23 protein-coding genes are annotated in these 20,083 nt (G+C 42.5%); 20 read left to right on the top strand and 3 right to left on the bottom strand.

The window, feature by feature from the left end; genetic code table 11:
- The first annotated feature begins 98 nt into the window (after positions 1 to 98).
- Complete coding sequence (locus KXZ66_RS19155; RefSeq protein ID WP_032727025.1) at positions 99 to 737, top strand: class A sortase; 639 nt, start codon at positions 99 to 101, stop codon at positions 735 to 737.
- A 124-nt stretch (positions 738 to 861) separates the two neighbouring features.
- Here the strand turns inward: KXZ66_RS19155 and KXZ66_RS19150 are convergent, their stop codons facing one another.
- Positions 862 to 1,272, bottom strand: a complete 411-nt coding sequence (locus KXZ66_RS19150; protein ID WP_003227794.1) for a YwpF-like family protein — start codon at positions 1,270 to 1,272, stop codon at positions 862 to 864.
- Between the two features lie 174 nt (positions 1,273 to 1,446).
- Here KXZ66_RS19150 and ywpG point away from each other — a divergent pair, with 174 nt between their 5' ends.
- From ywpG to ywpJ, 4 genes are all read left to right on the top strand, one after another.
- Positions 1,447 to 1,830, top strand: coding sequence for a DynA interaction protein YwpG (gene ywpG / locus KXZ66_RS19145; RefSeq protein ID WP_003227796.1), 384 nt, complete (start codon positions 1,447 to 1,449; stop codon positions 1,828 to 1,830).
- Between the two features lie 76 nt (positions 1,831 to 1,906).
- Positions 1,907 to 2,248, top strand: a complete 342-nt coding sequence (gene ssbB, locus KXZ66_RS19140; protein ID WP_014478203.1) for a single-stranded DNA-binding protein SsbB — start codon at positions 1,907 to 1,909, stop codon at positions 2,246 to 2,248.
- Between the two features lie 224 nt (positions 2,249 to 2,472).
- Entirely contained in the window at positions 2,473 to 3,249 is a 777-nt protein-coding gene (gene glcR / locus KXZ66_RS19135; RefSeq protein WP_003244075.1) for a transcriptional regulator GlcR, read from the top strand.
- 5 nt (positions 3,250 to 3,254) lie between these two features.
- Positions 3,255 to 4,112 carry a phosphatase YwpJ gene (gene ywpJ, locus KXZ66_RS19130; protein WP_095252517.1) on the top strand — a complete coding sequence of 286 codons (858 nt, stop codon included), beginning with the start codon at positions 3,255 to 3,257 and terminating at the stop codon, positions 4,110 to 4,112.
- 127 nt (positions 4,113 to 4,239) lie between these two features.
- On the opposite strand, the gene KXZ66_RS19125 is transcribed toward ywpJ, so the two are convergent.
- Entirely contained in the window at positions 4,240 to 7,008 is a 2,769-nt protein-coding gene (locus tag KXZ66_RS19125) for a DEAD/DEAH box helicase (RefSeq protein ID WP_064671494.1), read from the bottom strand.
- A complete protein-coding gene (locus KXZ66_RS19120) occupies positions 6,995 to 8,605 on the bottom strand; it encodes an SWIM zinc finger family protein (protein WP_151870004.1) in 1,611 nt (536 codons plus the stop codon). The genes KXZ66_RS19125 and KXZ66_RS19120 overlap by 14 nt, the downstream gene beginning before the upstream one ends.
- 203 nt (positions 8,606 to 8,808) lie before the next feature.
- On the opposite strand from KXZ66_RS19120, the gene KXZ66_RS19115 reads away from it, so the two are divergent.
- The 15 genes from KXZ66_RS19115 to KXZ66_RS19045 all read left to right on the top strand — a co-directional run bounded on the left by KXZ66_RS19115 (position 8,809) and on the right by KXZ66_RS19045 (position 20,033).
- A complete protein-coding gene (locus KXZ66_RS19115) occupies positions 8,809 to 8,952 on the top strand; it encodes a YwzD family small protein (RefSeq protein ID WP_003242876.1) in 144 nt (47 codons plus the stop codon).
- A 233-nt stretch (positions 8,953 to 9,185) separates the two neighbouring features.
- Positions 9,186 to 9,932, top strand: a complete 747-nt coding sequence (gene tkmA, locus KXZ66_RS19110; RefSeq protein WP_003227811.1) for a protein-tyrosine kinase activator TkmA — start codon at positions 9,186 to 9,188, stop codon at positions 9,930 to 9,932.
- Complete coding sequence (ptkA, locus tag KXZ66_RS19105; protein WP_038829857.1) at positions 9,922 to 10,638, top strand: tyrosine-protein kinase PtkA; 717 nt, start codon at positions 9,922 to 9,924, stop codon at positions 10,636 to 10,638. Before tkmA ends, ptkA begins: the two co-directional genes overlap by 11 nt.
- Before the next feature lie 48 nt (positions 10,639 to 10,686).
- Complete coding sequence (locus KXZ66_RS19100) at positions 10,687 to 11,451, top strand: tyrosine-protein phosphatase (protein ID WP_021480777.1); 765 nt, start codon at positions 10,687 to 10,689, stop codon at positions 11,449 to 11,451.
- 194 nt (positions 11,452 to 11,645) lie between these two features.
- Positions 11,646 to 12,968, top strand: coding sequence for a UDP-glucose 6-dehydrogenase UglF (gene uglF, locus KXZ66_RS19095; RefSeq protein ID WP_151870005.1), 1,323 nt, complete (start codon positions 11,646 to 11,648; stop codon positions 12,966 to 12,968).
- Between the two features lie 199 nt (positions 12,969 to 13,167).
- A complete protein-coding gene (locus KXZ66_RS19090) occupies positions 13,168 to 13,953 on the top strand; it encodes a YwqG family protein (RefSeq protein ID WP_003227819.1) in 786 nt (261 codons plus the stop codon).
- Between the two features lie 49 nt (positions 13,954 to 14,002).
- The gene (locus KXZ66_RS19085) at positions 14,003 to 14,110 is read left to right on the top strand and encodes a hypothetical protein (RefSeq protein ID WP_145924792.1); all 108 of its coding nucleotides are present in this window, start codon (positions 14,003 to 14,005) and stop codon (positions 14,108 to 14,110) included.
- 216 nt (positions 14,111 to 14,326) lie between these two features.
- Positions 14,327 to 14,749, top strand: a complete 423-nt coding sequence (locus tag KXZ66_RS19080; protein WP_010332155.1) for a YwqH-like family protein — start codon at positions 14,327 to 14,329, stop codon at positions 14,747 to 14,749.
- 9 nt (positions 14,750 to 14,758) lie between these two features.
- Complete coding sequence (locus tag KXZ66_RS19075; protein WP_003221757.1) at positions 14,759 to 15,019, top strand: YwqI/YxiC family protein; 261 nt, start codon at positions 14,759 to 14,761, stop codon at positions 15,017 to 15,019.
- Between the two features lie 18 nt (positions 15,020 to 15,037).
- Entirely contained in the window at positions 15,038 to 16,924 is a 1,887-nt protein-coding gene (locus tag KXZ66_RS19070) for a ribonuclease YeeF family protein (RefSeq protein WP_151870006.1), read from the top strand.
- A gap of 2 nt (positions 16,925 to 16,926) precedes the next feature.
- Positions 16,927 to 17,391 (top strand): hypothetical protein, encoded by a 465-nt coding sequence (locus KXZ66_RS19065; protein WP_021480770.1) that lies wholly within the window; start codon positions 16,927 to 16,929, stop codon positions 17,389 to 17,391.
- A gap of 338 nt (positions 17,392 to 17,729) precedes the next feature.
- Positions 17,730 to 18,092 (top strand): hypothetical protein, encoded by a 363-nt coding sequence (locus KXZ66_RS19060; RefSeq protein WP_021480769.1) that lies wholly within the window; start codon positions 17,730 to 17,732, stop codon positions 18,090 to 18,092.
- Between the two features lie 40 nt (positions 18,093 to 18,132).
- A complete protein-coding gene (locus KXZ66_RS19055) occupies positions 18,133 to 18,684 on the top strand; it encodes a hypothetical protein (protein ID WP_064671652.1) in 552 nt (183 codons plus the stop codon).
- A gap of 88 nt (positions 18,685 to 18,772) precedes the next feature.
- Positions 18,773 to 19,426 carry a hypothetical protein gene (locus KXZ66_RS19050; protein WP_151870007.1) on the top strand — a complete coding sequence of 218 codons (654 nt, stop codon included), beginning with the start codon at positions 18,773 to 18,775 and terminating at the stop codon, positions 19,424 to 19,426.
- A 118-nt stretch (positions 19,427 to 19,544) separates the two neighbouring features.
- The gene (locus tag KXZ66_RS19045; RefSeq protein WP_076457492.1) at positions 19,545 to 20,033 is read left to right on the top strand and encodes a hypothetical protein; all 489 of its coding nucleotides are present in this window, start codon (positions 19,545 to 19,547) and stop codon (positions 20,031 to 20,033) included.
- The last annotated feature ends 50 nt before the right edge of the window (positions 20,034 to 20,083 follow it).

The following is a 20,083-nucleotide window of genomic DNA, read 5'->3' as shown; positions in this document are numbered from 1 at the left end:
AAGGCACCTGATCATCGAAGAATCGATCAGGTGCTTTTTTGAAAAGTGAAAGTGACACGGAGCGTTTTTAGAAGGATGCATAAGAAAGGGTTTTTTGCATGTACAAGAAAATGATCATTACGGTGTTCATCCTTTTCGGACTGCTGCTGATCTCTTCTCCTTATATCAAAGGTGGAATTATAGCTTATCTTAGCAAAAGCCAGAGTGAATCGGCCTTAACTGTGGAGCAGCTGAAAAAAAATAATGAGAGAGAAGCGGAATATGAATTTGATTCAATCGAGCCGCCTGAGTTGATGGATGCTGTAAAGGCCGGCTTTGATCACGATCAAAAAGCGGTTATCGGGCGGATAACAATTAAAAGTGTTGATCTGGAGCTTCCGATCGTAAAAGGCACAACCAATGAAAATCTTTTGATAGGGGCGGCAACAATGCGCCCGGATCAAAAAATGGGCGAGGGAAATTATCCGTTGGCGGGCCATCATTTGAAGCAAAAGAATCTCCTGTTCGGACCTCTGGAAAACATAAAAACAGGTGCACAAATTGTCATCACGGATTTTAAAAAGGATTATATCTATTCTGTAACATCTAAAGACATCATATCGGAAATGGATGCAGATGTAGTTGAGGAGACAAACAAAAAGGAGATTACGTTAATCACATGTGACAAGGCTGTCAAAACTGAAGGGCGCCTTGTTGTGAAAGGGGAATTGGTTGATTCTTTTGGCCATACAAATTAAATATGGAAAAGAAAAGCTGCCGTTTAAAACGGCAGCTTTTTTCATGCAGAACATATCTATTCTAAATGTTTATTGTGATGCTCTTCGGTTCTGTGTCTGTTTTGGGGAACATGCCCCCTCGTATTTATAACTTTTGTTTAAATGCCTCAATGAGTTTTGTTCCTGTATAGCCCTCTTTTACAAGGGACTCGAGAATGGTTTCAGTGCCCTGCTGTTTTCTTGTGACCATTTGTCCGTAGAGTAAAACCTGAATGCTTTCTTCCAGCTTGACGATATTTTTCACTGCTGCTGTCAGCTGGGCGGGGCGATTGCTTTTTTTCGTGATCGTTACAAATACTTTGGCTTCAGATTGGCTGTTTTGAAGCTGTTCAAAAAAAGACAGATGTTCTTTCTGTACAAGCGCCTCAATCAGCCAGTGATTTTCACCGTCTTCTTTATTTATAATCAGTCCGTCAATAAGGGGAAACTGTTCAATTGATTGTTCTTCCTTGTCCACTCGTTCCACATTCAGGTCAACCAGTTTAAAGGTTTTCATTTCTTCTCACCCCGATTACTTCCAAAGTTTTCTTGCCTTCCATTATAACATAAACGTTTTCGAGGAAAAAATCCTGCAATGTTGGGGCTAAAGAATTTTGTATGAGCGAAACATTTAATAATTTCTATTTTTTCATTATACTGTAACTGACTATGGATTACGGAGAGATGTGGTATGAATCAATTTCGTTTAAAAGAAATTTATATTGACGGCGTTCCTTCTGAAAGTCATTTGATTCAAAAGGAAGTAACATATATGTTAAGCCGTAAAGAAGTGTTTGAGGTTCATCTGAACAAAAAAGGAAGAATAAGTTTTTTATACGAAACACAAGATGGCATGGAGCAGTATAAAATCAAGCTGTCAATGCCGGAAAAAAAATTGAGCTTTCAGTGGTTTGCGTGGGATGGCTCTTCCTATGTGCGCATGAATACGCAAAACTGGCTGACAAAGCAAATCTTTTTCCGTTTTTTAAAAAGTACATATTTCTTCAAAGGAAAAAAGCAAAAGATGTTTTTAGCTGAAGGAAAAATGAAAACGAAAGATAAAAACAGAGGCTGAAAGCCATTTTTAAGCGTTTTTCTTTTCTTGTTGCATCATTTACAATACATACAACCGCAAGGAGAGGAGGAATCGCATGTTCAATCAGGTCATGCTTGTCGGACGTCTTACAAAAGATCCTGATCTTCGCTACACTTCCGCCGGTGCGGCAGTTGCACATGTTACGCTCGCGGTGAACCGCAGCTTCAAGAATGCTTCAGGTGAAATCGAAGCTGATTACGTCAATTGCACACTTTGGAGAAAAACAGCTGAAAACACGGCGTTGTATTGCCAAAAAGGTTCTCTCGTCGGCGTAAGCGGACGGATTCAGACAAGAAGCTATGAAAACGCGGAAGGCGTTAACGTGTATGTAACAGAAGTGTTGGCTGACACTGTTCGTTTTATGGACCCTAAACCCCGGGAAAAAGCTGCTGATTGACACCCCCTGCTCCTCCCGTTATCTATCCATTCACTATTATCCGGATCTCCGCATCATCCCCTCAAAATTGACCAGTCGACCAGACTGGTTCTTTCTTTTTGTCCACTTAGGAAAAATTGGTTCTCTCGACGCATTTTTACTTAAAATCACTTATTAATATTGAATAAGATTAAATAAAAACTTATAATTACTTATAAATGATTGCTGAGAAAAGGAATGAGGGCGTGTACCAAGAAGAAAGATTAGTAGCGATTTTGGATTTTTTAAAACAGCATAACCGAATTACAACGGAGCAGATCTGTACGCTCCTGCAAGTGTCAAGGGATACAGCGCGACGAGATCTTGTGAAACTTGAGGAACAGAATGCCATCATCCGCACAAGAGGCGGCGCCATTTTGCCGACTGTGCATCAGAAAATTCAAAGCTATTCCGGCCGCCTGAAAACAGTGTCTGAGGAAAAAAATAAGATCGGCAGGCTTGCAGCATCGCTTATTCATGATGGTGACCGGGTGATTTTAGACGCCTCTACAACTGTTCAGGCATGTGCAAAGCATTTGAATGCGGTTGATTGTACGGTAATCACCAATTCGATTAATCTTGCGGATGTGCTGTCCGATAAAGAGGGAATTGAAATTTATCTGCTGGGAGGCAAGCTGGAAAAGGAGCACCGCTTTCTGTACGGGTCCTCTGTGATTGAAAAGCTCTCAAGCTACCATGTTGATAAAGCGCTGATTGGTGTGGTCGGTATTTCCGAACATGGCATTACAATTGCGCATGAAGAGGATGGCATGGTGAAGCGGAAAATGATACAGCAGGCAAAGCAGGTCATCGCGCTTGCAGATCATTCGAAGCTGGGCAGCACCAGTTTTTATCAGTATGCGGAGCTGAATGAAATCGACCTTTTGATTACAGACAGGCTGCCGAATCAGGCATTTTGTGACTTGCTTGACCGAAACGGCGTTGAGCTTCTCGTGACAGAGCAGGATGAAGGAAAGGACTGACAAACGTGAAATTAATTGCGATTGACTTAGATGGAACCTTACTCAACAGCAAGCATCAGGTAAGCTTGGAAAATGAAAACGCACTGCGGCAGGCGCAGCTGGACGGCATTGAAGTGGTGGTGTCAACTGGGCGCGCTCATTTTGACGTCATGTCAATCTTTGAACCGCTGGGGATCAAAACATGGGTCATCAGTGCAAACGGCGCCGTCATTCACGATCCCGACGGCAGGCTTTATCATCACGAAACGATTGATACGAAACGGGCGTATGACATTCTCTCATGGCTTGAGTCGGAAAACTATTATTATGAGGTATTCACAGGTTCAGCGATTTATACGCCGCAAAGCGGCAGAGAACTTCTTGATGTTGAGCTGGACAGATTCAGAAGCGCAAATCCGGAAGCGGATCTTTCTGTCCTTAAGCAGGCGGCCGAGGTGCAATACAGCCAATCGGGCTTTGCTTACATTAACTCCTTTCAAGAGCTGTTTGAAGCCGATGAGCCAATCGATTTTTATAATATTCTCGGCTTTTCTTTCTTCAAAGAAAAGCTTGAGGCAGGCTGGAAAAGATATGAGCATGCCGAAGATTTGACGCTTGTCAGTTCGGCTGAGCACAACTTTGAGCTTTCTTCCCGAAAAGCTTCCAAGGGGCAGGCGCTGAAGAGGCTTGCGGAACAGCTAAATATTCCGCTCGAGGAAACCGCGGCTGTAGGTGACAGTTTAAATGACAAATCGATGCTGGAGGCTGCGGGAAAAGGTGTAGCGATGGGCAATGCCCGGGAAGACATCAAATCGATAGCCGATGCTGTCACCTTAACCAATGACGAACACGGTGTCGCACATATGATGAAACATTTGCTGTAGGTATATGTGCTGCTCCAAAAGCGCATCCTGTTGATATAACCGGCGTAACGGATTTTTTGGAAATTCGGCGTGACGGCTATGAACGGAAAAAAGCTGGCTCTTTCAGAGCCAGCTTTTTTAGTCATGATTATTGCGCTGTTGCGCTTAATGTAAACAGTTCTTCGAGCTCCTGTGTGGAAAGCTCGGTAATCCAGTTTTCACTTTGGATAATTTGATCGTTCAGGGTTTGCTTGGATTCAAGCATGACATCAATTTTTTCTTCGATTGTTCCTGTCGTAATCATTTTATGAACGTGGACAAAGCGCTCCTGGCCTATGCGGTATGCACGGTCAGTCGCTTGATTTTCAACCGCCGGGTTCCACCATCTGTCATAATGGATGACGTGATTGGCGGCGGTCAAATTAAGTCCGGTGCCTCCAGCTTTGAGTGAAAGAATCAGTGTCGGATATTCTTTCCTTTGAAATTTCTCAACGAGTGTATCCCGCTCTTGCTTGGAGAGACTCCCATTTAAAAATTGCACAGGTTCCCCGAACGTTTTTTCAAGCAGCCGCTTCATCATGTTCCCCATCTGAATGTATTGCGTGAAAATCAGGCAGCTTTCGTTTTGGGCGCGGATCGCTGTCATCAGTTCCAGCAATTTTTCGAGCTTGACTGATCTGCCGGCCAGCAGCTCGGTTTGCTCTTCCTTTAAATAAAGCGCGGGATGATCGCATATTTGCTTAAGCCGTCCAAGCATGCTGAGGATCAGTGCTTTTCGCTGCATGCCGGTCAGGGATGTCATATGGTCAAAAGTGTCTTTGACGAGCTGCTCATAAAGGGATGCCTGCTCGGCTGACAGCGGGATAAATTCTTTTTCTTCCAGCTTCTCAGGAAGATTAAGCGCGACCTCTTCATCCCGTTTCGTCCGGCGGAGAAGGAATGGCCGGATTAATTGCTGAAGCTGTCCGATTCTCTTTTCGTCCCGGTCTTTTTCGATCGGCAGCACATAGCGTTTATGGAAGCCGGTCAAACTGCCGAGGTAGCCTTTATTCATGAAGTCAAAAATAGACCACAGCTCAGTCAGTCGGTTTTCCATCGGCGTGCCGCTCAGCGCGATATGGTGAAGACCCTTCAGCTTCCTGATTGCGCGTGACTGCTTCGTATGCGCGTTTTTAATATTTTGCGCTTCATCAAGGCAGATCGTGTTCCATGTCACAGAAGAAAGCTCTTCAGTATCGGCATGTGACAGTCCATATGAAGTGAGCACCACGTCTGCGTTTTCATAATGCGCTGCGAAATCATCACCCTTTGGCCGGCGCGGCCCATAATGGAGCGCGACAGACAGATCAGGGGCAAAGGTTTGAAGCTCCCGCTGCCAGTTGCCAAGTACGGATGTCGGCGCAATAATCAAATGAGGCGTTTTTTGCCGGCCTATTTCCTTCACGTGAAGGAAATAGGCGATCATTTGAATCGTTTTCCCAAGCCCCATATCGTCAGCCAGACAGGCGCCAAAACCGCTTTCCCGCAGAAACAGCAGCCAGTTCATGCCGTATTTCTGATAAGGGCGGAGCGTTCCTTTGAAAGAAGGACTGACTTCGTGCTCCGGCAGGTTTTCCGCGGCAGTGAGCTTTCGAATCAGTGACCTGAGCTGTTTAGACAGATCAAACTGAATGCCGGCGAAAGCGGATGTATCAATCAGATCCGAATCCTCAAGTCCGCCATCCTGCTGATCCATTAGCTCACGCGCCAGAATATCAGACATGTGGAGTCCCTCTGATTCTGCTTTTTCCATCAGGCGTTTCATCTGTTTGATAAACTGCGGATCGATTTTAACCCATTGCCCGCGGATATTAACAAGGCGCCTGTTGCTGGCGACAAGCTCATTAAATTCAGCCTCAGTCAGTTCAATTCCATTTGTCGCAAACCGCCAGTTAAAATCAAGCAGTGCATTCATGCCGACAAATGACTCGCCGCGCGGGGAGGACGACACCTTTGCTTTCAGCATCATGTTGCTGTCTCTGACAATCTGCCACCAGGACGGCAGGAGGATTTCTACCCCCATATCGACAAGCGCCTCACTTGCTTCTGACAGGAAGATCCAGGCTTCTTCCTCCGAGATCAGCGTTGTCCCGGAATCAAACGACAGCCACGGAACCGTTCTGTGAAAGCGGTCCTGCTCACGCGCGATTTTATCGCTGTACGCCTGCCACGATTTTTTGAGGCTCTTCAGTCCGTCAAAGAATTCTACAGCACCGCTCTTTTTATCGCGTAAAAACATCTCGATCTTCCATTCGTCTCCGTCAAAGTCCGGTTCATTTAAGCGCAAGCCGACAGTAAATGGAGATTGGTCGTCAATCCAGCCAATGCCTTCCAGAAAATCCTCTTCATCAAGAAAATGGCCGCGGAATGTCGTAACCGCAGGCGATTTCTCCTTGATATGTTCCCATTTCTCCCGCAGGTCATCGTCGTACTGGATGTAATCCTGTACGGCAGCGGAAAACCATTCCGCAGTAAAGCCCTCCAGTATATTATCGCGGTCCTTCCAGCGAAAAACACCGTTTGTCCATGCGTCATAGTCAGGCATAAAATCGCCGTCCGCGATAAATTCATAGATGGTCGATGCCGCCTCGATCAGCGGCTCCGTTTCTTCTGTAAGCTGCACGGAGCTGAATGAGTTGAACGAGTTTTTGCCGAGAAGCTCTACAGTCATCCATGGAGATAGCAGGACAGCAGTCGTCCCGATGAAGCTGACATCCTCTAGAAAGGTTCCGTAAAATGAGGATTCATGCCATTGGAACAAATGCTTTTTCATATGGTTGTAGGGAAGAGGCTGCTCATTCTCATCAAAGGCTGAGAGCGTAAATGACCCATCTTCCATTTGTTCGACGTGGATGAGAATTTCTTTAAGACTCGCCATCAATCAACTTTCCTTTCTGCAGTTCTTCTTGAAGCGCACGCAGGCGCTTGTAATGCGAGCTCAGCAGCTGAATATACCGCTCCCACACCTTCTGCTTTTTCGCTTTTTTGTACAGGGTGCGCAATTTTTTCAAATACCGGGCGGCTTCCTTGTACGAGCTGCGGTTCTTCTGATCAATGAAAAAAGCCACTTCTCTATGGTAAGCCGGTATAAGCGCCTCAGGGTCGCTCGCTGCAATTTCCTTGAGCATCATTTTATCCATTTCATTGATGGAAAAGCCGACAAGGCTATGAATTTCAATCCACTCGGCATAGCGTTTTTTTTCATATAAATGATGGCTGTATTCTGTGAACGTATACGGCAGACAGCCCGCGGCAAAGCGTTCAAACAGCGCTTGATCATTGGTTTGCTTCACATAGGCATTCAACAGAAGGAACAGCTCGCCGATCACATCGCGAATCTCTTTAAACGGCTTATCCAGCTTCGTATAACCCATCGCAATTGGTTCAATTTGCTGGTACCATATTTTAAGCCGTTTCCAGTCCTTCTTGGCAGTCATTTCACTCAGCCATTGGAACGTATAAGGGAGCGCTTCCGGCGGGAATTGATCCGCTTCCGCAAAAATAACGTCATCATTCTTTTGCAGGAATTCCAAATGCAGGCGCCCGAATTGCAATTCGGGAGAAAAACGCCGTCCAGCTTCTTTTTTCAATATCTCCTGTTCGCGTGCCACCCATTTTGGCCGCGACAGCAGCGCACTCCAAATTTCACCGAAGACGCGGATGCGTTCATATTGGAAAATTTCTTCTTTCAACAGCAAAGGTCGGATAACATCCGGTGTTTTATCCAAAAACGGATCAAGCGCAAAAGACAGCGCGTACGTTTTTAATTTATCAATAGAGCTGTAGATTGTATCCATCAGCTGTTCAACGTACGGATTGAGGGAATAAAAATCTTGTTCGGGGTTCAGCTTGCCCGCTTCAATCAATGTGAACATGCGAAGCCAAACCGCAATCGCGGAATGAATCTGGTACAGGCTTTTCAGCTCCGGCTTGTTCGGCGCATGTTTTTTTAATGCGGACAGGTAGCCGTAATAGAGGCCCTGCATGTTTTGGCTGCCTTCTGGCGTACGTGCCTGCCAGAGAGAAAACTCTGAATCAAAAAAAGCAAGCCAGCTTGAAAGCGATTCTTCATTAGGCAGCACCTTTTCCTGAAACTGGCGGCGGACGAGCTCTTTGCTTTCCTCAAGCTTTTCCCTCTCGAGCCAATACTCTGTAAAAGTACCCACTCGCTCGAACATTGCATATACATATAAAAACACAGCCAGCATATGGCGGCAGATTCTTCCGGACGGACATGAACAGCCGCTTTTGACTATGACAAACAAGTTCAATGTGACCCGCACAGGCACAACATCCTGCACGTAAGCCGTAACTTCCGTCGGACTCACTGCTTGTAAACGATAGACTGAATCCTGCCGATATAAAATAAGGGCTTTTTTAATCAGCTGAACATTTTCTTCATTGTAAGGAAGAAGTTCTTTTAACTGTTCAGCAGATGCCAGCACATCGTCTTTGGAAATCATATTCTGAAGCATGATTATCGCTCCTAACCGAGTCACGTAATAAAAAGATCCAATTTCTCTATTATATCGCAACACATCGGCCTTAAAAAGTTTTTCCTAAAAAAGGACATAAAAAATGGGATGTGTCGAATGATGTATTAGAGATTGCAAATTGATAACCAGCATCATATAATAATCGTGTTTTCAACTTAATGGAAGCTGAAAGGAATAAAAAGATGAGTGAAAAGAAATTGAATCAAGAAGAATTTCTGAAAATTTTGATGCATGCACATGAAATTGGTGAGCAGTCATCTGAGATGACGACGAAGGAAATGCTTGAAAATTTGATTTCTCATATTAAAAATGGATATGCAACATAAAAATCCCGCACGCCTTTAGCGGGATTTTTTTATGCGAGAGGACGTGACTGCACGAATAAGAGAAAATGAGACAGCACTGTCAACACAGTAAATACAGCGCTTACATAAAAAGTGCTAACATAACGCATTGTAAAAAAATGTCGAATTATGTCACGTGAAAAGCTGGAGAAATGCGGTTTCAACGTTGTATAATCGTAGATGGAAAAGGATGTTATAAGAGATTTGGAGGTATCATGGGAGAATCTACAAGCTTAAAAGAGATATTATCAACGTTAACAAAACGCATACTTTTGATTATGATTGTAACCGCGGCTGCCACTGCTGCCGGCGGACTCATTAGTTTCTTCGCACTTACACCCATCTATGAAAATTCAACTCAGATTCTGGTCAACCAATCGAAAAATGAACGAAAAGAAGTCCAATTTAACGATGTCCAAACCAATCTTCAGTTAATCAATACGTACAATGTCATCATTAAGAGCCCTGCCATTTTAGATGAAGTCATTAAAGAAATGGGCCTGTCGATGACATCCCAAGAACTGAATGACAAAATTACCGTATCCAGCGAACAGGACTCCCAAGTGGTCAACATATCAGTCAGGGATGAAAACGCGGAAACAGCGGCTCATATTGCCAATACTATAGCATCTGTTTTTCAAGACAAAATCACATCTATTATGAATGTTGACAATGTCAGCATTCTGTCAAAAGCCGAGGTCTCAGAACATCCGTCCCCTGTATCGCCAAAGCCGCTTCTAAACATTGCCATCGCGTTTGCGGCCGGATTGGCGGGAAGCATCGGACTGGCCTTCCTGCTTGAGCATTTGGATAATACGATCAAATCGGAAGAGCAGCTCGAATCCTTGCTGGACATACCTGTTTTAGGGACAGTTTCCACCATTGCGAATGAGCAGAAAACAGCAAAGACCTTACAGGGTTTCCAATCTGAAAAAACGGGGAGTGGACATTTTGGCGCTTAAAAAAAGCAGAGACTCGCGGATGCGGAGAAATGTCATTGCAATGACAGAGCCGAAATCCTTGAACTCTGAACAATATCGGACGATTCGCACGAATATAGAATTTGCTTCAGTGGACCGGCAAATGAAATCAGTCATGATTACATCGGCTTGTCCGGGGGAAGGAAAATCAACAACGGCCGCCAATCTGGCTGTCGTATTCGCCCAACAGGGAAAAAAAGTGCTCCTGATTGATGCTGATTTGCGAAAACCAACAGTACATACGGCCTTTTTTCTTGAAAATACGGTTGGCTTAACATCTGTTTTATTAAAGAAAAGCTCTATGGAGCAGGCTGTACAAGCATCGAATGAAAAACATCTTGACGTGCTGACGAGCGGCCCGATCCCGCCAAACCCGGCCGAGCTTCTCTCCTCGAAGTGGATGAAGGAGCTTGCATACGAAGCGTGTGCGGCATATGATATGGTCATTTTTGATACGCCGCCTATTCTTGCCGTAGCAGATGCACAGATTTTAGGCAACGTGGCAGACGGTTCTGTTCTGGTTATTTCAAGTGGGAAAACAGAAAAAGAACAAGCCGCAAAAGCGAAAGAGGCGCTTGAAACGTGCAAAAGCAAGCTCCTTGGGGCGATTATGAACGGCAAAAAGCTTTCGAAGCACTCTGAATACGGATATTACGGAAACAAGGACAATTTCATGCAAAATAAATAACGTGCATCGTGCCCGTTATTTATTTTTGCGAAAAAAGGGGGCTAGGACATGATCGATATTCACTGTCACATTCTTCCCGCATTGGATGACGGGGCAGGTGATTCGGCCGACAGCATAGAAATGGCAAGAGCCGCTGTTCGTCAGGGAATCCGGACGATCATTGCGACACCTCATCATAACAACGGTGTGTATAAAAACGAGCCAGCCGCAGTCAGAGAAGCAGCAAATCAGTTAAACAAACGTTTAATCAAAGAAGACATTCCTTTACATGTGCTTCCGGGACAGGAAATCAGAATCTACGGCGAGGTGGAACAAGACCTTGCCAAACAGCAGCTGCTTTCGCTGAATGATACAAAACACATCTTGATTGAGTTTCCGTTTGATCACGTTCCCCGATATGCGGAGCAGCTTTTTTATGATTTGCAGCTGAAAGGATATATTCCGGTTATCGCCCATCCTGAACGCAACAGGGAAATTCGCGAAAACCCGTCTTTGCTGTATCATCTTGTGGAAAAAGGAGCAGCATCTCAGATTACTTCAGGAAGTCTTGCGGGGACCTTCGGCAAGCAGCTGAAAGCATTTTCTCTCCGGCTGGTTGAAGCCAATTTGATCCACTTCGTAGCCTCAGATGCCCATAATGTGAAAACGAGAAATTTTCACACCCAAGAGGCTCTTTATGTTCTAGAGAAAGAATTCGGCTCGGAACTTCCTTATATGCTGACGGAAAATGCAGAGCTTCTCCTGCGGAATCAGACCATCTTCAGACAGCCTCCGCAACCGGTCAAAAGAAGAAAATTGTTTGGTCTTTTTTAACAGCCGATTCTCATTTCACCACTTTCTTTTTGAGAGCGATATAATAGTGTATTGTATGGTTGAATCACATTTCAGAAATCTGTACAGGCTGTACCCGACAGGCTATGCGGGAGATCATTCGCATTCATGATAGGATGTTCTCATACGATATTACGGAAGCTGCAAAGCAGCAATTTAACTGTTGGAGGGAAACAATGAATATAACAGTCATCGGAACAGGCTATGTCGGTCTTGTGACAGGTGTTTCTCTTTCTGAGATTGGACATCATGTAACCTGCATTGATATTGACGCTCACAAGATTGATGAAATGAGAAAGGGCATTTCCCCCATATTTGAACCAGGTCTTGAAGAGCTGATGAGAAAAAATACAGCTGATGGACGGCTGAACTTTGAAACGAGCTATGAGAAAGGCTTGGCACAGGCAGACATCATTTTTATAGCGGTCGGCACACCGCAGAAAAGCGACGGGCACGCCAATCTGGAGCAAATTACAGATGCGGCCAAACGCATCGCAAAGCATGTCAAACGAGATACAGTCGTGGTAACGAAAAGCACAGTGCCCGTTGGGACAAACGATTTGATTAATGGACTGATCACTGAACATCTAGCGGAGCCTGTCAGTATTTCGGTCGCATCCAATCCGGAATTTTTGCGTGAGGGGTCGGCGATCTATGATACCTTTCATGGTGACAGGATCGTGATCGGGACGGCCGATGAGAAAACAGCAAATACGCTGGAGGAGCTTTTCCGTCCGTTTCAAATCCCGATATACCAAACGGATATCAGAAGCGCCGAGATGATCAAATATGCCTCAAATGCTTTTCTGGCCACTAAGATCAGTTTTATAAACGAAATTTCGAATATATGTGAAAAGGTCGGCGCCGATATTGAAGCAGTCGCGTACGGGATGGGACAGGATAAGCGGATCGGGAGCCAGTTTTTGAAAGCGGGCATAGGCTACGGCGGCTCTTGTTTTCCAAAGGACACAAACGCCCTCGTGCAAATTGCCGGCAATGTCGAGCATGATTTTGAACTGCTGAAATCGGTTATCAAAGTCAACAACAATCAGCAGGCGATGCTGGTTGATAAAGCGCTGAACAGGCTCGGCGGGGTGACGGGAAAAACGATTGCCCTTTTAGGCCTGTCATTTAAACCGAATACCGACGATATGAGAGAAGCGCCGTCAATTGTTATTGCAGACCGTCTCGCTGCGCTCGACGCCCGTATTAGAGCCTACGATCCCATTGCAGTTAGCCATGCAAAGCATGTTCTCCCGCAAGCTGTTGAATATAAAGAGACGATCGAGGAAGCTGTCAAAGGGTCTGACGCCGTCATGATTTTAACCGACTGGGCTGACATTAAACAATTCCCGTTAGCGGCTTATCAGGATTTGATGGAAACGCCGCTCATATTTGACGGCAGAAACTGCTACACATTGGATGAAGCTGCGGCTTCAGAAGTGGAGTATTATTCTGTCGGTCGGAAGGCGGTTGTTCCGTCAGGTGGAATTCAATAGTTGTAAAAGAAAGGCTGGTTGCGCACCAGTCTTTTTTTCATCTATTGCGGGGTGCTGAATACATTTGCTACTATTTAACTATTGTTTGGAAAATTATACAGAAGTAGGGCTTCTTTAAACAATCGTTTGAAAAACATTAGAAGAAACGAAGAAAACCAGAAAATAAAACCTTGGAGATGCCGGAAAAGGAGAGAATCTGATGAATCATCTGCCCGAAAAAATGAGACCGTACCGCGACTTGCTGGAGAAATCAGCGAAAGAATACGTGAAACTGAATGTGAGAAAAGGGAAAACAGGACGATATGACAGCAAAATTGCCGGTGATCCCTATTTCCCCAAGCATGAAACATATCCGACTGACGAAAATGGACAGCCGATGAAGCTTCTGGCGCAGATTAATTTCTCGCACATTCCCCAGCTTGACGGCTACCCTTCTTCAGGTATCCTGCAGTTCTACATTTCTGTTCATGATGACGTCTATGGATTGAATTTTGACGATCGATGTGAACAAAAGAATTTCAGAGTGATCTATTTTGAAAATATCGTAGAAAACGATGACGAGCTTGTTTCTGATTTTTCATTTATTGGCACAGGCGAATGTGATTTTCCGATTTTATCAGAAGCGGCAGTCGAGCCTGTGAAATCTTCGGAATGGGTGCTGCCTACAGATTTTCAATTTGAGCAGTATACGGGCATGGAAACAATGGAGTTCTTTGGTCAGTTCGGCGAGGATGAAGAAGACATTTATAATGAACTGGCTGAAAACGGATTTGGCCATAAAATCGGCGGATACGCTTCTTTTACCCAGCATGATCCACGGGAATACGCATATAAAGAACACACCATCATGCTTTTACAAATTGATTCAGACGATGATATCGATTCAATGTGGGGAGACGTCGGCATCGCCAATTTTTTCATCACACCTGACGATCTAAGGAAAAAAGACTTTTCAAACGTTCTGTACAACTGGGACTGCAGCTAATACAAGCTTTTGATCCAAAGGGTCAGAAGCGGGGAATAATAGAAGCCAAATGACAAAATCAGACATGGCCGAACCGATGAAGAACATAAACATGAACAGAGGCAGATCAACAACATCTGCCTCTTTCAAGTGCCTTTATAACTATGACTTTAGGTGATTTCATTTTAAAAAACGTTTTCATTAGCAGTATAACGAACAAAAACAAGATCAAATACCTACATTTCAAGAGCATTATATGCCTAAATTAAGCCATTTACCCTATTTAAGCCGCCTTCTGGCTATTTTAAAATATAATATATGGAAATAAAGTATGGAAAAGTCTATCTTCATCAGCCCCTCCATACGACTTTTTGAGTATTAAGAGGTGATTCAGATGGGTTATGAAAGTATGCTGGCGGATATCAAAAGTTCGCTCAACGGAAAAATTTCCGACGTGGAAGACAAGATCGAAAAGCTGAAAAAAGCAAAAAAGGACATAGACACACTGCAAGAAGAGGCAATCACTGAAATCAAAGAAATTGTGAAACCGGAATTGGGCAAGCATTGGACGGGAACAAAAGCCGATGATTTCGACAAGGGAAGAGAAGAGGCGAAATCGGAAGCATCTAAGATTGTGAATGATAAATATAACGAGTATATGGCTTCGATTCAAAGCAAAATATTCTGGCTTGAGACAGAGAAATTTGAGCTGAATTTGACAAAAAGTGCAGCGAATGCCGCAGGCGACCTTCTTGCTAAAGGAGAAGATTTCGTAGAAGAAGCAGGAAGACAAATTAGTAAACTAAAATGGTGGTGATCTTTTTTTATGTCAGAAATTAAGCTGAAGTACGACACAGTCATCAAAACATTAGATTCTGTCAAAGATGCGCTTGCTGACGTATCAATCGGCGCCGCAGGATCCAACGGAAAAAACAGCCTCGATTATACGAAAAAATACCATGAGCGTGAGGAGAACATCAAAACCATGCTCGGAGATTACAAAAAAGCGGTACAGAAAAATATCGAGGATACAAAGGATAATGTAGATTCACTCAAAGAGCAGGACGAGGCGATAGCGGTAAAATAGAAAAGAAAGGGCAGTGCGATGAGCAAAGTATTTGAATCTAAATCTTTAATCGAAGAAGCGAAGAGCAGAAAAAAGCAATATGAGACGCTTGAGGAGCAGCTGAATACGCTGAAAAAAGCGTTTCAGGGAGTTGCAGATTTAGGCGACAATTTTAAAGGAAAAGGCGCGGACAATATTAAAGATTTTTTTCAGGGGCAGGCTGAAATCGTCGACAGCTGGCTGACGCTTGTCTCTGCTCAAATTGCGTTTTTAAACGGCATTTCAGGAGATATTAAAGATCAAGAACTCAATGATTCATATGTGGAAACTTCATTTTTGGATCATGAGCTGCCCAATGGAGACCTGAAAGCTTCAGAGATTGTCTCCGCTCATAAAGAAGAAATCGATTCTATTTTGTCAGGCATCAGCGATATTATTGATCTCGACATGTACACGCTTGACGAGTATGCAGATAAGATGGGCGATGCCCAAAAAGTCAGACGTGACACGATCACAGCTGTCGATAAGCTTGATGAATCCCTGACCACTGAATATCAAAATTTAGAATCTCTGGACAACGCAGTGCTCACCAAATATTCTGTTCTCATGCAGGCCACCAGCAATGGGAAGAGCGCATCCCCTATGTACTATGACAAAAAAGCCTTCCACAGCAATGAAGTCTACAAAAGCGTCATTGAAGTAGAAAATCAAGGAACAACATATATCGATGCAAAAGCCCAGCAAGCAGAAGCAAGACGGCTCCAGGAAAAAGCCGAGGAAGAAGCAAACAAACCATGGTACGAAAAAACATGGGATGGAGTTTGCAACTTTACTGGAGAAGTCACTGGCTATTATGATTATAAAAGAGCAACTGAAGGCGTTGATCCGGTTACCGGAGAAAAACTCTCCACCGCAGAGCGTGTGACAGCAGGAGCTATGGCCGCTGCCGGATTCATACCAGTCGTCGGCTGGGCAGGCCGGGCCTTCAAAGGCGGAAAAGCCATCTACAAAACCGGAAAAGCAGCTATCGCGGCTGAACACGCTTTAGACGCCTACAAAACAGGCAAATCCTTAGACATTCTCAAAATGACAGAAATGGGTGCATACGGCCTTGTTGCGTCAAACGGATTCTCAGAAGCCGTCACAGGACGGGATATGTTTGGAAACAAAGTGTCTGAGGAGAAGCGGAAGCAAGGGGCGCTCGAAGCGGCATTGAGCTTGGTTGGAGCCGGTGCATTGGCGAAACACATTGATAAAGGCATCCCGCTTGCAACCCATTCAAAAGTCCAAAAAGCAAACAAAACACTAGAGAAAGTAAAACAATTCAAAGTCCCAACAAACGTCCGCGTGTACGCAGAACGCCCAGTAACTCCGGAGGGCTTCACATTCGGAATCCCGACAGTACGTGTCGATGTGGAAAAGACGGCTGTTAAGGATCTTGGGATTGTGAAGATGGTTAGTAGTGGTAAAGGTATTAAGGGTACGGGTAAGTCATCTAATAAGAATCCATTACCGTCTTGGCTTAAAGAACGGTGGGAAGCAGGAAATAATTTCAATAAAGAAAATCGCCCCCGTTACCCTTATAATGAAGTAGAGCTAGAAGCAAAAGAAGCAGGTGGTAAAAAGTACGTAGTTGATTCATATTCTCCAAATAAGGAGATAGTTTCCAGGAAGTATACTCAACTTAGTGACGTTCAAGAAAAGACAGCACTGAGTTACTTGAACGAGATTACTAAAAAATATTCTTCAGGGTCTAAAATATCAAATGGTCCTTTTAATCCAAAAGCTCTTAAAGGCGGACGACTGAAAGGTGAATTGATATTAGAAGTACCTGTTCAAAATAAAGCTATTCCACAAAAAATTCTTGATGAAGCAACAAAAAATAGGATTATTATTAGGGATATAAATGGGAAGGTGTATAATTGACTATGAAAGTTTATTATTGTGATGAATGGTCGGACATAAAAAAACAGCCTTGGAATATTCTTGATGATTGTACCGCATACTTACATCACCAAAAACATGAACCATATACTGCGGTATTAACCGAAGGCGAAAAACCTAAATATGTTGTAAATGTAACAAATGAATGGGTTTCAGTGGGTTTTTATGATGACTTGACTCGTAAGTATCTGAATTATGATTTTGAAGTTATAAGTGATGGTAAAATCTTCTTAAGAACAGCAATGTATTGGGAATATGATGATGCAACTGATAATGAAGTTAGCAGTTTGATTATAGGCTTTCGCGAAGATGGTCATATAGCAATGGAGAAGACAGATTTCAAGACCGGTTCGGTCGAAGAGCGTGAGACTAGCGACAACCTTAAGAGCAACTGGGATGATTTCCCTAAATTTGGTGAATATAATCACTTGTGCAGAGAGGAAAGATAATATGAGATGCAGCTAATGTTCTCATAACGTTTTTCTGGAAGAATATCAGTTTTAATCCTTTTACAAGTAAGTAGAAAAAAACTAACCTTCCCTCGATTGGCGCTTGCCTCTCGAGGTTTTTTAAACTTAAAATTTTTGCATTGAAACTGATCTATAAGATAATTAGTAAGATGAATATAGATGCAAGGGGCAGCCTTGTAAAATGAAGTTCGTACAGCTAAGTAAATATTATTCATAATCTACATTTTCACCTTTCAGGTCTCCCACTCAAATAGTTGGTTGACAAGTTATCTAAAAACAGACTTTAAGAATAACGGCTCTCTAAAGAGGTTATATAAATGAGAAAACATGTTAAATTAGATGTTCCAAAAGCTAATATACATCCCTTAAGAATAACACAAGGTTGGAAAGTAAATTATAATCATTTTGTTGAAATAGATCCAAGAACATTAGAACCGAATGATGATTCCTGGTTTTTGTTCACAGACAGTTTGTTGCAGCTTTATCATGAACAATCCTCAATAACGCTTGATTTAGGCTGGGTTCCTGACATTTCTCCTGAAGGTAATTATCTGGTTTTACTAGTCAAAGATAATGATTGGGAAGATCCTATTAAAGAATTTTCATCAGATGACTATAAAAAAGTGATTTTATATATTGAATATCATTTAAAACAAGTAACAACTACTTGGTGGAATTAAGTTTAATGATTCTTAATTATGGATGGAATGGTTACTATTTATGGAACATGGAATCAGGTTTATTAATGAATATCCTGAAATTGGTGAGTTGCTTCATCGTCTATTTGTGAATAGGGAATTAGACGAATGGTACAAGAACAAATGCGCAGAGAAAATAAAAGTACCTGATGAATTTAATCAAATAAAAGGTTTGAAAAAAATTGAAGTTAGAGATTTAAACAATCCTTCAGGAGAAATTGATATCCATTTGCAAGATCTTTCTGGGGAAAATGGTTTTCATTTAGAACAGCAAATCAATATGAAAGTATCTAAATTGGTTCCTGTTTATGTATTAGATTATAGTTATTCCCTAAGACACGATTTAATCGATGGCGCTTATGACATTGTAGGTACCGCTGAATCTTTAGAATTCATTCAGGGAACGAACTATATTAATAAAATAATGCAAGAGAAAGGGTTTATTGAACTCAGTTATTTATATGATTACTACGATACTGTGTATGAGTGGAGTGAATTGCCGCATATACAGCCTTTCAACAGGAGATTAACATTAGGAGATGCCTTGTTTACTGATGTATTAGAATTGCTGTAGTTTAAACTTGCCGTGCTGTCATCGGCAAGTTTTTTTACAGTAATGAGGCTTTTTAGAGATAGGCCAATGAAGGACAAGGAGAAGCGGGATGGAAAGAGACCATATTTCTCAATTGCAGCCATTAAAAATCTGCAATGGCTGGTCTGTAGTACTGAACAATTTATGTTCAGAAAAAAGAATGCAAGAAAAATGTGAATTACTAATACTGCAAAATGAAGAACGTAAGGCCTTTATTAAGGTAAGTTATGAAAATAATCAATACCATATCAACGTAGCTGGCTTAAAAACAGATAAGATTTATGAAGATGAGTCTTTTAATGAGATAGAACAATTATTAGAAGAGTTAGAATATCAAATCTGGAGTGTGGGAAGCGGGGTTTTAGAGGGTTTGCAGCCACTAGGCCAACAGATTCCCAATTTTTTAAGGCTAAAGATACCGGCTGGTTGGACTGTTGATTATATTACATTAAAAGATACTGATCCTAAGACGTTAGAGGCAAATGATGATGCTTGGTTATTTGACTTTAATCAAGATCTCCTGCAGATTTCTCATAAGACAAAAAATTTGCTGCTTGACGTAGGGTGGTACCCAGAAGGTGATCCAGCCGGAAGCTATGGGATTGAACTGATAAAAAACGAAGATTGGGAAAATCCTTTAGAGGATATTATGGGTACTGAACTTAAAGAATTAATTAAACAATTGGATTATATTTTTATGAAAGAAATGAAAAATGAATATTAATAAAAAAGCAGGTAGCACTATCTGCTTTCGATTTAACGTAATAGAAAGAACGGAAAAAGATACTGGAGAGAAGTGGTAACGCTACAGTTGTTCTTTAGGTAAGGTGGTATAATAAGTAATGAAATACGGACATTATCATAATCGGGTAAAAGAAGTTATTGACTTTTCCAAAACCTTTAAAGTAGTTACATCAGATGATATTTCTTATTTTACTAAAATTATTAATGATAAAGAAAAAGCTAAATACTATGCTTATGAAGCTGAATTTGGTGAAGACGAATATACGTGGAATGATCTAAGAGAATATGAAATGAGTAAAGTGTGGGACAAATATTACCAACTAATCGATGACCAAAAACCACAAAATTTAGACATATTACTAGATGTTTTTTCTGTAAATGTCAGAAGTGCTACGACTGAACTAAATACTTTTTTTGAAGAGATCGTAGCAGACCTAAATAATTGTGCCATAAATAGAGCAGTAAACGGGATAACAGACAATTTTTTTGAAAAGCTTTTTAAAATTTATAAAGCGGGTTATTTTCCATGTGGTTGGGATGGAGATTATCCTAATGGGAATTATATCGCCCTTGAAAAAAGGTTATAAGCAATAAAGAATCAGTCTATCGAAATGCAGGACAATTGAGCGCGAAGAGA

It is taken from the genome of Bacillus sp. LJBS17, assembly GCF_019334685.1.
Taxonomy (GTDB): Bacteria; Bacillota; Bacilli; order Bacillales; family Bacillaceae; genus Bacillus; species Bacillus subtilis.
The sequence above is the reverse complement of the archived record's forward strand: the minus strand, read 5'-3'. Positions and strand labels throughout refer to the sequence as shown.

Excerpts from the sequence above, each read along its gene's own strand:
- KXZ66_RS19155 (WP_032727025.1), top strand. The coding sequence starts at position 99 with ATGTACAAGAAAATGATCATTACGGTGTTCATCCTTTTCGGACTGCTG.
- KXZ66_RS19150 (WP_003227794.1), bottom strand. The coding sequence starts at position 1,272 with ATGAAAACCTTTAAACTGGTTGACCTGAATGTGGAACGAGTGGACAAG.
- ywpG (WP_003227796.1), top strand. The coding sequence starts at position 1,447 with ATGAATCAATTTCGTTTAAAAGAAATTTATATTGACGGCGTTCCTTCT.
- ssbB (WP_014478203.1), top strand. The coding sequence starts at position 1,907 with ATGTTCAATCAGGTCATGCTTGTCGGACGTCTTACAAAAGATCCTGAT.
- KXZ66_RS19125 (WP_064671494.1), bottom strand. The coding sequence starts at position 7,008 with ATGGCGAGTCTTAAAGAAATTCTCATCCACGTCGAACAAATGGAAGAT.
- KXZ66_RS19120 (WP_151870004.1), bottom strand. The coding sequence starts at position 8,605 with ATGCTTCAGAATATGATTTCCAAAGACGATGTGCTGGCATCTGCTGAA.
- KXZ66_RS19115 (WP_003242876.1), top strand. The coding sequence starts at position 8,809 with ATGAGTGAAAAGAAATTGAATCAAGAAGAATTTCTGAAAATTTTGATG.
- tkmA (WP_003227811.1), top strand. The coding sequence starts at position 9,186 with ATGGGAGAATCTACAAGCTTAAAAGAGATATTATCAACGTTAACAAAA.
- KXZ66_RS19100 (WP_021480777.1), top strand. The coding sequence starts at position 10,687 with ATGATCGATATTCACTGTCACATTCTTCCCGCATTGGATGACGGGGCA.
- uglF (WP_151870005.1), top strand. The coding sequence starts at position 11,646 with ATGAATATAACAGTCATCGGAACAGGCTATGTCGGTCTTGTGACAGGT.
- KXZ66_RS19090 (WP_003227819.1), top strand. The coding sequence starts at position 13,168 with ATGAATCATCTGCCCGAAAAAATGAGACCGTACCGCGACTTGCTGGAG.
- KXZ66_RS19085 (WP_145924792.1), top strand. The coding sequence starts at position 14,003 with ATGACAAAATCAGACATGGCCGAACCGATGAAGAACATAAACATGAAC.
- KXZ66_RS19080 (WP_010332155.1), top strand. The coding sequence starts at position 14,327 with ATGGGTTATGAAAGTATGCTGGCGGATATCAAAAGTTCGCTCAACGGA.
- KXZ66_RS19075 (WP_003221757.1), top strand. The coding sequence starts at position 14,759 with ATGTCAGAAATTAAGCTGAAGTACGACACAGTCATCAAAACATTAGAT.
- KXZ66_RS19070 (WP_151870006.1), top strand. The coding sequence starts at position 15,038 with ATGAGCAAAGTATTTGAATCTAAATCTTTAATCGAAGAAGCGAAGAGC.
- KXZ66_RS19065 (WP_021480770.1), top strand. The coding sequence starts at position 16,927 with ATGAAAGTTTATTATTGTGATGAATGGTCGGACATAAAAAAACAGCCT.
- KXZ66_RS19060 (WP_021480769.1), top strand. The coding sequence starts at position 17,730 with ATGAGAAAACATGTTAAATTAGATGTTCCAAAAGCTAATATACATCCC.
- KXZ66_RS19055 (WP_064671652.1), top strand. The coding sequence starts at position 18,133 with ATGGAACATGGAATCAGGTTTATTAATGAATATCCTGAAATTGGTGAG.
- KXZ66_RS19050 (WP_151870007.1), top strand. The coding sequence starts at position 18,773 with ATGGAAAGAGACCATATTTCTCAATTGCAGCCATTAAAAATCTGCAAT.
- KXZ66_RS19045 (WP_076457492.1), top strand. The coding sequence starts at position 19,545 with ATGAAATACGGACATTATCATAATCGGGTAAAAGAAGTTATTGACTTT.